The sequence below is a fragment of the Clostridium sediminicola genome (assembly GCF_050402865.1).
In the GTDB taxonomy this organism is placed as follows: domain Bacteria; phylum Bacillota; class Clostridia; order Clostridiales; family Clostridiaceae; genus Clostridium_AF; species Clostridium_AF sediminicola.
The window spans coordinates 333,696-346,169 of the sequence record NZ_BAABMF010000003.1 but is presented as its reverse complement, the minus strand read 5'-3'; the positions used below and the strand labels follow the sequence as shown (position 1 = coordinate 346,169).

Below are 12,474 nucleotides of genomic sequence, written 5' to 3'. Positions count from 1 at the left end.
CCACCACCTTTAAAGATTATGCATTGAGTTAAATATATCTTCTCTTTGTACTTTTACAGATACTCCGATTTTTTTGCCAGCATTATCTAGTGATTCTTGGATTTCACTAAAGGAAGATGTAGCTTTACTAAAATCAGTTACCATTATCATTGTAAAATAATCTTCAAGAATGGTTTGACTTATATCAAGAATATTTACTTTTGCATCTGATAGAACATTACTAACTCCCGCTATAATCCCGATAGTATCTTTCCCCAAAACTGTAACTATTGCTTTCATTTAATAGCCCCCTTAAAATAAAAGATTTTATTTAATATTATTAATAATAAACGAATGTTAGATAATTATCAACATTAAATTAAGGATTTTTAAACATAATAGCGAATATTTAAAAAAAAATAGTTAGAAATATTCATAAAGTGTGTATTGTGAATTACATATTTCTCAAAAAAAAGTATAACTAAATAAAATCTAAGGTATTTCCTGTATTATTAATAAAAAAGTTTCCATTAAAATCTTTTTTAAATATTTCAGTGGTTTTGTCTCCTGAACAATGACATAAACCAGCTAATTTTATGTTATTTTGATTAAAATATTCTAGGGTTTTAAGAATTCTCTCATCAGATGCTTTTGATAGATGAGTTCCTCCGATCACGCCAAAAATAGGTTTAGATGTAGTCTTTTTTATATCCTCAATAATGTTCATAATTCCTGAATGTGCACAGCCTACAATTAATAATAAACCAGCCGAAGTATCAATTCCTAAGACAACTTCACGACTGAAATCATCTGTAAAATACATTTCATTTAGTTTATATCTCATATTTTGATCAATTATTTCATTTTTGTTTTTATTGGTAAAATTAGTAAATAAATAAATTTTTTCTGTTAGATTAGTGCAATTTTTCTTTAAATAGTCTACTTTAATGTTATGTTCTTTTATAATAGTAGAGTTGAAATTTATACCGGTGTATTTGATTGGAACGTCTTCTTTGAATTTAAATTTATCAGAAAATTTAAAGAAATTTTCATTTAGACAAAGTGTTGAGGATAAAGAATAATTGCTTAATAAGGAGGTCAAACCTCCACAATGGTCATAATGGGCATGACTCAATACGATATAATCTAATTTTGTTAAATCTACTTTCAAAGCTTCTGCATTTTTTATAAAGTTTTCACTTTCTCCGGTATCGAATAGGATTTTTTTATTATCGCATTCAATATAAATGGATAATCCGTGTTCATATTTAAGGTATTCTAAAGAACTTTGATTATTTTCAATTAAAGTTATTAATTTCAAGTAAATCATCTCCAAATCATTATAATTTTATTAATACGCTTATATTTTATAAGTTATAATATTATTTTACAATAAATTCTTAAACAAAATGCCAATTTAGGGTAAAATAAAAGTATGAATTACCAATAAGAGGATATTATAAACGAATTAACAAATTATTAATACAATTTTAAGTGATATTTAGTACTATATTACTGAAAGTATGATATAATATAAATATAAACAGAAAATTTAAAACATTTAAAAAGTGAGGGATAAGAATGTCATATTATAGAGGAAATATATTTAGTACAATAATAAATACGGTTTTTGCAGTTTTGATAATTTATTTGTTGATTCAAGGCTTAATATTCTTAGTTCCCATTGGGATAATTGCATGGATGATTTATAGAGTATATAAATATTTTGCTTACAATAAAGAAGACAAAAGAGAAGAAGAACCTATAGTATCGAGGATAAATGTTAATGATGAATTAGACGATTCTGAAGTTATTGATGTAGACTATGAAGATATAACAAAGTAAGTTGAGAATATTTTTTATTTCATAACGTAATATTTAATAGGAGGGATGATATGAAAAAAGGGATGCTAACAGTTATATTCATTACAATAATTATGGCATTAATTATATTTGGCTATGGATATGCAATTATGTTTGGACTTTTGTCCGCTGAGTCACCTATAATTTTTATTATTATAGCAGTTATGGTTTTTGTGGCAATAATGGGGGCTTTGATTTATAATTTGATTGAAAGAATAAAAGAAATAGAGGAGGAAGATAAGGATGATCTTAGTAAGTACTGATTACATTAATGGAAAAGAATTGGAAATGTTATCAATAGTTAAAGGTTCTACTGTGCATTCAAAAAATGTTGGAAAGGATTTTTTAAGTGGATTGAAAACCTTAGTTGGTGGAGAAATATCAGCTTATACAGAAATGATGAATGAGGCAAGAGCTATAGCTACTAAAAGAATGGTGGGAGAAGCTGAACAATTAGGAGCAGATGCTGTAGTGAATATAAGATATGCTACTAGTGCTATAATGCAAGGTTCAGCAGAAGTTATTGTATACGGAACTGCAGTAAAATTTAAGTAATAAAAAGGGCGGCAATTATTTGCCACCCTTTTTATTGTTCTAATGCTTTTTTCAATTCTGATTTTATATCAATAGTACTATGATTTTCGTAATCTATTACATTACCTTCCCAAGTTCTTATTTTAAAAGAATCTTTCCCTTTCATAAGTAAATATTGAGGATTTATAGGGGTTTTTCCTTGACCATTAGGCGCATTCACTATATAAGTTGGAATAGCAAGGCCTGATGTATAGCCTCGTAAATACTCCATTATTTCCATTCCATCATCTATAGAAGTATTAAAATGTGTTGTACCTCTAACGTGTTTTGCATGGAAGATATAGTACGGTCTTACACGGGCTTTTAATAACTCATGGTTTAATAATCTCATTATAAATTTATCGTTATTTATGCCATTTAAAAGAACAGCTTGATTTCCTAATGGAACTCCAGCATCAGCTAATTTTTTGCACGCTGCAACGGACTCATCAGTTAATTCTAACGGATGATTAAAATGAGTGTTAACAAATATAGGGTGATGTTTCTTTATGATATTTATAAAATCATCAGTTATTCTTTGGGGCATAGTTACTAAAGTTCTAGAACCAATTCTAATAATTTCAACATGCTCAATTTTTCTCAGTTCAGTAAGAATCCAATCAATAGAAGAATCAGGTAATGCTAATGGATCTCCTCCAGTTATAAGAACATCTCTGATTTCTGGGTTGTCTCTTATGTAATCTATTGATTCTTTTATAGTTTCTTTTGGACGATGACAGTCTGATGAACCAATATTTCTTCGTCTTTGGCAGTGTCTACAGTACATAGCACATTCATTTGTTACATTTATAATTAATCTATCAGGATATCGTCTAGTAATTGAACCAGCAGGATTTGTGAATTCTTCAGCCATAGGATCTAAGGAGCCTTCTTCTTGTAACTCAAGGACTGATGGGATAGACTGTAGTTTAACTGGATTAAACATATCATTGTCTATTAAAGATAAATAATACGGAGAAATAGACCATCTATACTTCTTGCCTATACTAATTATTGCATCAATTTCTCTGGGGCTTAAATCAATAAGCTGAGATAAAGTATCTACGTCACTTATTCTATTGCTAAGTTGCCACTTCCAATCATCCCAATCTTTTTCCGTTGCATTGAAAAATGAAAGTATTTTCAGCTTGTTTTGTTTAATAAATTCTTTGCTTTCGCTAGATGTACCAATGGGGATTTTTTTCTTCTTTTCTATATAATCTAAAATCCTAGATTTTAGTTCTGATGCTCTGTTAAGAGAAATTTCACGTTTGTTTATTTCAGTCATAACATACCTCCTTGGTGAATTTATTATTTTAACTTACTATATTATTTTAACGTAATGAATAAAAAAATTCAAATTTGAAATTATTGATACAAAACTTTCAATAAATAAAAAATTCACATAATTTGACGAAGTATGTACATAATTTTAATTTTATAATAGTATAATATAAAATAGTATGATGAATTAATAATTTTCTTGAGGTGAAATGATGGTTAATAAAAATTTAAAAGTTGATTTGCATATACACTCTGCCGCATCTGACGGTACGTGGAGCCCTGAAAAGATAGTAAATGAAATAAAAAAAGCAAAGGTAGAATTATTTTCTCTTACTGATCATGATAGTATTGGAAATGTCGAAAAAATGAAAAAATTAATTTTTAGTGAACAATTAAATTTTATACCTGGGATTGAGATTTCTAGCACACACAATGAAAATTTATATCATATTTTAGCTTATGGTACTGATAATTCAAATGAGAAGCTTAGAAAAGTTTTGAATAGGAATACAATTCTTTTAGAAGAAAAAGACGATAACGCTATAAAGAATCTGATTAAAGATGGGTATGATATAAATTTTGATGAATATGTAAACTATAAGCATATTTCTGAAAGAGGTGGATGGAAGGCTCTTAATTTTCTGATTGATAAAGGTTACTGTAAAGATGTATCTGATTATTTTACAAGACTTTTTGCTGGAAAAAAGGATATGCAATTTCCTATTTTTGAAGAAACTGAAAAGGTTATAAATGTTATTAAAAATGCTGGAGGAGTAGCGATTTTAGCTCATCCATATTATGTAGAAATAGATACTCCAGTTGAAAAAAGGTTAGGAACATTAAAAGATATAGGAATTGAGGGAGTAGAATGTTATCATCCTAATCATTCAAAGGAAAAAATAGTATCATGCGTTGAGTGGTGTAGGAAAAATGATATGATCATTACTGCTGGTTCTGACTGTCATGGGGATTTTATCAAAAAGAGAAAAATTGGAATGATGAATGTGAGTATTGATGATATAAGTTTGAAACATTTGAAAGATTATATTATATAAAATGTGCCAATTTCAAATTGGCAATAATTTACAAAATATACCATAGAATATCAATTTAAAAAAGTGGTATAAAAAAAATCTGTAAAGCTGAAATTTTATTAAATTAAAACTATTGCTCTATTTTGTGTAAAAAATATACCTTATATACAATATATAGAAAAAAACAGTATATAAAAAGTGAAATTAGTTTTTTACTCTTTTTATGTAAAAATGAATGGGTTGTAATATTTGAAAAAATATGGTATAAATATATTACAATAAACCTAAAAAATTACATGAAGTTATGTTAATTAACAAAAATTAACAAAAGGAGTAGAGTGATGGTTTCTAATAAATTTAGCAATCGTAGAGAAGTGGATAATATAAAAAAAGAAATTGAAAGAGTTAGGTTACTATTGAATACTCAAGTAAGTAGTAATTATAAAAAGTGTTTAGATCCAGAAGTAATTAAATTAAGTCAATATTTGGACAAACTCTTAAATGACTATTTTAAATGTTCTCATTAAATTCATATATTCATAGTAAATAAAAATAGAATTAGTGTATAATAAAAGTATAACTTTATTTATTTACTAGGGAGGAATGGATAATGAAAGTAATTAAAAGAGATGGTAGAATGCAAGATTTTGATAAAAACAAAATCAAAGTTTCTATAATGAGAGCTTCGGATGATGCAAAGGAACCTTTTAATACTTCTGATATTGAAAATGTGACTGGAAGTGTCACAAAAGCTTTAGGAGATAGAGTTGAAATAAAAGTTATAGAAATACATGAAATCATTCTTAAAACTTTAAAAGATTTTGGGTTTAATAAAACAGCTGAGTTGTTTGATAAAGTTAGTAATTTGACATAAGATTATGAATAAATAGTAAAACTCTAGATTTCTAGAGTTTTTATTTTAGTCATTTATGGACTTGTTAAATAATTGATAGTATAATTTATCTGTTCGGGTAAAATTAAATGGAGAAAGTGAAGTGAATTGTAATTGGATATTTTATTTATCATTAAGGCTGTAATTATAGGGATAGTTGAAGGTTTTACAGAGTTTATTCCGGTTTCATCTACTGGGCATATGATTATTATTGGACATCTTATCGGGTTTGTTGGTAATAGTGATCCAACAAGTTTATACTCAAAAGAATTTACGGATATGTTTGAGGTTGTAATTCAATTAGGTGCTATTCTTGCTATCGTAGTTTTATACTGGGGTAAGATAATGGATACATTGAAGAATTTTTCTCCTAAACATAAAAATTCAGGACTGATTTTTTGGCTCAAAATTATAGTGGCTAGTTTACCAGCAGCTGTTATAGGATTGAAATTTGATGACTTGATAAAAGCAAAATTATTTCATGCTTTACCTGTAACATTGGCTTTACTTATAGGTGCTATTTGGATGATATACGCGGAAAATAAGTTTAGAGGAAAATCAGTTACTAAATTAATTGATGATATTTCTTTTAAACAAGCACTGATTATTGGCTGTTTTCAATGTTTAGCAATGTGGCCTGGAATGTCAAGGTCTGCTTCTACTATTATTGGTGGTTGGATAGTAGGATTGTCAACTGTTGCAGCAGCAGAATTTTCGTTTTTTCTTGCTTTACCTGTAATGGTTGGGGCTTCTTTGCTATCTTTCATTAAAATGCAGATTACTCTAAATACTATTCAAATAATTGCTTTAACAGCAGGATTTATTGTTTCATTTATTGTAGCATTAGTTGTAGTAGACAAGTTTATTGGATATCTTAAAAAGAAAGAAATGAAAGTGTTTGCATATTATAGAATTATTGTTGCGGTATTATTGTTTGTTTTGTTTTTTACTAAAGTTATAAGTATATAATGGTTATTCCACAAAAAGTAATCTAGTTGAACTTCGACCACGATATATAGCGTCAGAACGTATCAATCTGCGGTAGTATTGTGGTCGATTTTAGTTCAATTTACTTTTTGTGGTTTAACCATATAATAAAAAAGTGCGAACAAGTTCGAAATTTATAGTGACAAGTTACAAGTGATAAGTGACAAGTTGTGGATACCTTTCGCAATCCCATCATCGAAGATGATAAAGACTTAGTTAAAGATTTTCTGCAAGAAAATCAACCTTAACTTGTCACTTGTAACTTATCACTTGTCACTGATTTAGTTCGTCTTTTATTTCAATTGCGCCAATACTATTTAAAAACATAATTAATTTTTAGAATAAAAAAAATCTAGTCAAAAGACTAGATTTTTTGTCTCACCAAACTTGGTGCCGAAGACCGGAATCGAACCGGTACGGTGTGTTAGCACCGCAGGATTTTAAGTCCTGTGCGTCTGCCAGTTCCGCCACTTCGGCATGTCCTGTTTTGCCGACAAATAGAATTATACAATGATATTTAACATGTGTCAAGGAATTTTAGAATATTTTTTTGCGAATTGGAAATAGTATAATTGTAGAGTTAATCAAAGTTCCTATTTCTCCTCGAAATAGCTTTCATAAAATTCGCTTGTTTCACAAATAGAAAAAGACTTGAGATCCAAGTCTTTTTCTATTTGTGATTATTAATAATCTGAGTAAGATATAAGTGTTTTACTCTTCATTTTCTTTATTTTCTTTTATAATGAAGTCAGAATTATTAGTTTTAAAAGGAAGTAAAAGTAATATTGAACATATTACAATTAGGCTCATACTAACTAATTGAGCTACTCTAAATGATCCAAACATTAAGCTGTCTGTTCTAAGACCTTCTATAAAGAATCTTCCTACAGAATAAAATATTAAATATAAACAGAAGAGACCACCCTTTTTCAAATCTTTGAACTTTCTGCTTATAAAAATTAGTAATCCAAAAACAAAAAGGTTCCATATAGATTCATATAAAAATGTTGGGTGATAGTAGGCACCATTTATATACATACCTTCTTGGATAAATTGAGGAAAACGAGAAATAAATTCTTTAGTAACTTCTCCTCCATGAGCTTCACTATTCATAAAATTGCCCCATCTACCGATAGCCTGACCAATTATAAAAGCAGGAGCTATAATATCTAATAATCTTAGAATACTAATTTTCTTGTATTTACACATGAAGTATGCAGCTAATACTGCACCAATTATACCACCATGAATAGCAAGGCCTCCCCCTCTTAAATTCAGTATTTGGGAAGGATTATTTCCATAATAACTCCAATTGAAAATAACATAGTATAATCTAGCACCAATAATTGCAACTGGAAGTCCAACTATAAATATATCAGTAATTTTATCAAAATCTACTTCATAAAATTTACTTTGGTAATTTCCTACCAGTAAACCAACCAAAATTCCGGTTGTTATTAATATTCCATACCAATGTACACTAATTCCAAATAATTCGAATGCTATAGGGTTCATAATATCACTACCTTTGTATTATTTTATTGCCGTCGCTTTCTAAGACAATATTACCATTAAAATCAGTTCTAAAAATTTTTATATTGTTTTCTTTTAATTTTTTTAGAGTTACATCGTGAGGATGCCCATATTCATTTTTTTTTTCACATGAAATTATAGCGATTTTAGGCGAAACTGATTCTAGAAATTTAATTGATGTAGAAGACATGCTACCATGATGACCAACTTTTAAAACATCAGCATTTATGTAATAATTGTTTTCTAAAATTTCTGTTTCACTTATTTTTTCTGCATCACCAGTAAATAAAAAACTGGTTTTATCAAAAGTTACTTTTAGAACAGCAGAATAATCGTTAGTATTTTTATAACTAATACTATTTGGTGCTATTATTTCACAGAAGACATCAGTGCCTAATTTAAAAGATACACCTGCTTTTGCAACTGTTATTTTTTTGTGAGCATCACTTATAGCTTTTATCATTGCTTTATAGGAAGCGCTGGTTGAAGTTATTTTAGGAGCAAATATATTTTGTTTTGCACCATATCTGTCAATTACATAACTCATATTGCCTATATGATCCTCATGGGGATGTGTTGCTATTATATAATCTAATTTTTTTATTCCAGTTTTATTAAGATAATTTAATAAATTATTTTTACTGCACTTTGAACCAGAATCAATTAACAAGTTCTCTCCATTTGATTGTAATAAAATAGAGTCTCCCTGACCTACATTAATGAAATGAACCACTAATTTGCCGGTGGTGTCAGCTTCTTGATATTTATTGAAATTTATCTTGTAAAATGCTAAAACAAATAAAATTAACACAATAATTACAAAAAATATTGGGAGTAATTTTATTCTATTTTTCTTATTTTTCAATTATTCACCTCACTTTAATATTCATGAGTTATTTTATCATACAATTAGTATTATTATCAAATACGTAGGGATAAAATTTTGTATTTCTATATACTTTTAATTATAACCAAAAAAATAAAATATTTAATATTTGAAAGAAATAATTTTAAATATTATAATGAATAGAGATAAACCACTTGAGCTATAAATCTAAACAAGTCCAAAACTCACTGATGCCTGAAATTTTGTACATGTTTAGTTTAAGTTTATGTATGGTATGTCTATAGTATTGTAGTGAAAAATAAGAGGGGAGAAAAATATGAGGTCTTTATATGCTTATGGATATTTCTTTTTCTATATGATTTTTACAGTATTTAAGAAAAGGAAGTTGGATAAAATTAAAAGAATAAAAGGAGAAAAGGCTGCACAAGAATATTTACATAGTCAAGTTATGATTTGGGCTGAAAAAGTGTTGAAAGTTTGTAATATCACAATGGAAGTAAGTGGAAAAGAAAATATTCCAGAAGAAAGTTGTTGTTTTATAGGTAACCATCAGAGTTATTTTGATATTCCAGCGATACTTTTTTCAGTAGATAAAAGTATGGGCATTATAGCCAAGAAGGAATTAGAAAAATTCAAGCTGATTTCTGGATGGATGAAAGAATTAAAATGCGTTTTTATGGATAGAAAAGATATTAGAGCTTCTTTGAATGCTATTAATGAAGGAGCTGAAAATATGAGAAATGGATGTTCTATGCTCATATTTCCTGAAGGAACGAGGAGTAGAGGTCCTGAAATGAACGAGTTTAAAAAGGGAAGCTTAAAAATGGCTTTAAAAGCTAAGGTGCCTGTGATTCCTATTACTGTTGATGGTGGATATAAATATTTAGAGAATAATAAATATTGGATCAAAAAAGGCACAATAAAAGTTGTTATTGGAAAGCCCATATATCCTGAAAAAATGTCAAGAGAAGAATTAAAGGGGTTATCCTCTTTATTAAAAGATGAAATTTCTAAACATATTCAAAAATAATTAGAATTATTGCCTAAAACTGTTTTTTATACTGTTTTAGGCTTTTTTACTAAAGGCTTAGTTTAAGATTTTCTGAAAGAAAATCATCCTTAACTCCTTACTCTTAACTAATCTAGTTCGTAATCTATTTCAATTGTAATTTTTTTAATTAATGTCAACAATATTTTAAAAAGTAGCTTTATTTAAAAAAAGATTAGAAAAAATTTTAGAATTGCATATGATACCTTGAAAAATGTAGATAATAATATGGAATACTATAATAAATACTATCAAAATGAATGAAGGTAATGTAAAAATTGCAAAAACGCTTTACTTCCTTAAGAGTTTTATGATAATATATCAGTATAAATATACGATTAATAGATTAAAAAAGAAAATAAATCTATAAATATGCAAAAATACTGAATAAAAATTACATGAACTAAATAATGGAAACATACATGATTGAAATTTGTTAGTATAAATTATTCAAAAATGGTTTTGATGTATAAAAACAATACTTTTTTAAAATTTAAGGAGGAAGCAAAAATGGGGCATAATATTGTTGGGAAAATTTTGAAAGAACATATTGTTGTTGGGGAAATGAAAAAGGGGACTGAAGTTGGTATAAAAATTGACCAAACTTTAACTCAAGACTCAACAGGGACAATGGCTTATCTACAATTTGAAGCATTAGGTGTAGATAAAGTAAAAACAAAAAAATCAGTAGCGTATATAGATCATAATATGCTGCAGACTGGTCCTGAAAATGCAGACGATCATCTTTATATTCAGACAGTTGCTAAGAAACATGGTATATTCTTTTCTAAACCAGGAAATGGTATTTGCCATCAAGTTCATTTAGAAAGATTTGGGGTGCCTGGTTATACTTTAGTTGGATCTGACAGCCACACACCTACTGCTGGTGGTATAGGAATGATTGGAATTGGCGCCGGTGGATTAGATGTTGCAGTTGCTATGGGTGGGGGAGAATATTATATAAAATACCCTGAAGTTGTTAATGTAAAATTAACTGGAAAATTAAATGATTGGGTTACTGCAAAAGATATCATTTTAGAGGTTTTAAGAAGAGTAACAGTTAAAGGTGGAGTTGATAAAATATTCGAATATGGTGGAGAAGGTGTCAAAACTTTATCTGTTCCAGAAAGAGCTACAATAACTAATATGGGAGCTGAATTAGGTGCAACTACTTCTATATTCCCAAGTGACGATGTAACTTTAGAATTCTTAAAAGCTCAAAATAGAGCTGGAGATTACGTAGAGTTAAAAGCAGATGATGATGCAGTTTATGATGAAGTTATAAATATAGATTTAAGTGAATTAGAGCCTTTAATTGCATGTCCGCATAGTCCAGACAACGTTGTTAAAGTTGCTGAGCTTCAAGATGTTAAAGTTGATCAAGTAACTATTGGAAGTTGTACGAATTCTTCATATGCAGATATGATGAAAGTTGCTGAAATTTTGGATGGAAAGACAGTTAATGAAAAAGTATCTTTAGTTATTGGACCGGGATCAAAACAAGTATTAAATATGTTGGCAGAAAATGGTGCACTAGCAAAAATGATAGCAGCAGGTGCTAGAATTATTGAAAGTGGCTGTGGACCATGTATTGGTATGGGTCAATCACCAGCTAATGAAGCGATTTCTTTAAGAACTATAAATCGAAACTTTAAAGGAAGATGCGGAACTGTTTCTGCAGGAGTTTACTTGGTAAGTCCAGAGGTAGCTGTCGTATCTGCTTTAACAGGATATATCACTGATCCAAGAAAATTTGGAGAAGCTCCAAAAGTAGAAATGCCTGAACAGTTTTTAATAAATGATAATTTAGTAGTAACACCAGCAGAGAGTTCAAATGAAGTGGAAGTTGTTAGAGGACCAAATATAAAACCTTTCCCACTAGGAAAAGAATTAGATAACAAAGTAGAAGGTAAGGCATTAATTAAAGTAGAAGACAATATAACTACGGATCACATAATGCCATCAAATGCACAATTGCTTCCTTATAGATCAAATATTCCACACCTCTCTAATTACTGTTTGGCGCCATGTAATGAAGAGTTTCCTAAGAGAGCAAAAGAAAATGGCGGTGGATTTATAGTTGCAGGAGATAACTACGGTCAAGGATCTAGTAGAGAGCATGCAGCATTAGTTCCATTATATCTTGGAATAAGAGCTGTGTTTGCAAAATCATTTGCAAGAATTCATAAAGCTAATCTGTTAAATAATGGAATTATTCCTTTGGTGTTTGATAATGCTGAAGATTATGATAGTATAGATGAATTTGATGAACTAGTTATAAATGATGCTTTATCAAGTGTTGAAACTGGAAAGTTTGTTGTGGAAAATATAACCAAAGGTAATAAGTATCATTTGACACTAAATGCGTCTGACAGACAAAAGGAAATGATTTTGAATGGTGGATTAATTAATTCTTTAAAAACAAAGTAGAAAA

General features: G+C 28.7%; 14 protein-coding genes and 1 tRNA gene. 9 read left to right on the top strand and 6 right to left on the bottom strand.

Annotated features, from left to right (window positions below; translation table 11 throughout):
• Nucleotides 1-9: 9 nt before the first annotated feature.
• Together ACQ3F0_RS08380 and ACQ3F0_RS08375 are read right to left on the bottom strand one after the other, a co-directional pair.
• On the bottom strand, nt 10-279 hold the full coding sequence (locus ACQ3F0_RS08380) for an ACT domain-containing protein (RefSeq protein WP_428864768.1): 270 nt from the start codon (nt 277-279) through the stop codon (nt 10-12).
• A 181-nt stretch (nt 280-460) separates the two neighbouring features.
• Nucleotides 461-1,300, bottom strand: coding sequence for an MBL fold metallo-hydrolase (locus ACQ3F0_RS08375; RefSeq protein WP_428864766.1), 840 nt, complete (start codon nt 1,298-1,300; stop codon nt 461-463).
• A gap of 260 nt (nt 1,301-1,560) precedes the next feature.
• Between ACQ3F0_RS08375 and ACQ3F0_RS08370 the strand changes: the two genes are divergently transcribed.
• Genes ACQ3F0_RS08370 through ACQ3F0_RS08360 form a run of 3 tightly spaced genes read left to right on the top strand, consistent with a single transcriptional unit; the run spans nt 1,561 to nt 2,397 of the window.
• Nucleotides 1,561-1,824: a hypothetical protein gene (locus ACQ3F0_RS08370; RefSeq protein ID WP_428864764.1), complete on the top strand. Its 264-nt coding sequence runs from the start codon at nt 1,561-1,563 to the stop codon at nt 1,822-1,824.
• Between the two features lie 50 nt (nt 1,825-1,874).
• On the top strand, nt 1,875-2,105 hold the full coding sequence (locus ACQ3F0_RS08365; protein ID WP_428864762.1) for a hypothetical protein: 231 nt from the start codon (nt 1,875-1,877) through the stop codon (nt 2,103-2,105).
• Nucleotides 2,086-2,397, top strand: coding sequence for a YbjQ family protein (locus ACQ3F0_RS08360; protein ID WP_428864760.1), 312 nt, complete (start codon nt 2,086-2,088; stop codon nt 2,395-2,397). The genes ACQ3F0_RS08365 and ACQ3F0_RS08360 overlap by 20 nt, the downstream gene beginning before the upstream one ends.
• Before the next feature lie 31 nt (nt 2,398-2,428).
• Here ACQ3F0_RS08360 and eam read toward each other — a convergent pair whose 3' ends face one another.
• Nucleotides 2,429-3,703: a glutamate 2,3-aminomutase gene (gene eam, locus ACQ3F0_RS08355; RefSeq protein ID WP_428864759.1), complete on the bottom strand. Its 1,275-nt coding sequence runs from the start codon at nt 3,701-3,703 to the stop codon at nt 2,429-2,431.
• Between the two features lie 208 nt (nt 3,704-3,911).
• Between eam and ACQ3F0_RS08350 the strand changes: the two genes are divergently transcribed.
• The 4 genes from ACQ3F0_RS08350 (at nt 3,912) to ACQ3F0_RS08335 (ending at nt 6,594) form a co-directional block, all read left to right on the top strand.
• Nucleotides 3,912-4,754, top strand: coding sequence for a PHP domain-containing protein (locus ACQ3F0_RS08350; RefSeq protein ID WP_428864757.1), 843 nt, complete (start codon nt 3,912-3,914; stop codon nt 4,752-4,754).
• Between the two features lie 320 nt (nt 4,755-5,074).
• Nucleotides 5,075-5,260, top strand: coding sequence for a Spo0E family sporulation regulatory protein-aspartic acid phosphatase (locus ACQ3F0_RS08345; protein WP_428864755.1), 186 nt, complete (start codon nt 5,075-5,077; stop codon nt 5,258-5,260).
• Between the two features lie 83 nt (nt 5,261-5,343).
• Complete coding sequence (locus ACQ3F0_RS08340; RefSeq protein ID WP_428864754.1) at nt 5,344-5,607, top strand: ATP cone domain-containing protein; 264 nt, start codon at nt 5,344-5,346, stop codon at nt 5,605-5,607.
• A 138-nt stretch (nt 5,608-5,745) separates the two neighbouring features.
• Nucleotides 5,746-6,594 carry an undecaprenyl-diphosphate phosphatase gene (locus ACQ3F0_RS08335; RefSeq protein WP_428864880.1) on the top strand — a complete coding sequence of 283 codons (849 nt, stop codon included), beginning with the start codon at nt 5,746-5,748 and terminating at the stop codon, nt 6,592-6,594.
• A gap of 406 nt (nt 6,595-7,000) precedes the next feature.
• Here ACQ3F0_RS08335 and ACQ3F0_RS08330 read toward each other — a convergent pair.
• From ACQ3F0_RS08330 to ACQ3F0_RS08320, 3 genes are all read right to left on the bottom strand, one after another.
• A tRNA-Leu gene (locus tag ACQ3F0_RS08330) sits at nt 7,001-7,089 on the bottom strand.
• A gap of 234 nt (nt 7,090-7,323) precedes the next feature.
• On the bottom strand, nt 7,324-8,127 hold the full coding sequence (gene lgt, locus ACQ3F0_RS08325; protein ID WP_428864752.1) for a prolipoprotein diacylglyceryl transferase: 804 nt from the start codon (nt 8,125-8,127) through the stop codon (nt 7,324-7,326).
• A 7-nt stretch (nt 8,128-8,134) separates the two neighbouring features.
• Nucleotides 8,135-9,010 carry a ComEC/Rec2 family competence protein gene (locus ACQ3F0_RS08320; protein WP_428864750.1) on the bottom strand — a complete coding sequence of 292 codons (876 nt, stop codon included), beginning with the start codon at nt 9,008-9,010 and terminating at the stop codon, nt 8,135-8,137.
• Between the two features lie 298 nt (nt 9,011-9,308).
• Here ACQ3F0_RS08320 and ACQ3F0_RS08315 point away from each other — a divergent pair, with 298 nt between their 5' ends.
• Entirely contained in the window at nt 9,309-10,022 is a 714-nt protein-coding gene (locus ACQ3F0_RS08315; RefSeq protein ID WP_428864748.1) for a lysophospholipid acyltransferase family protein, read from the top strand.
• A 528-nt stretch (nt 10,023-10,550) separates the two neighbouring features.
• Entirely contained in the window at nt 10,551-12,470 is a 1,920-nt protein-coding gene (locus tag ACQ3F0_RS08310; protein ID WP_428864746.1) for an aconitate hydratase, read from the top strand.
• The last annotated feature ends 4 nt before the right edge of the window (nt 12,471-12,474 follow it).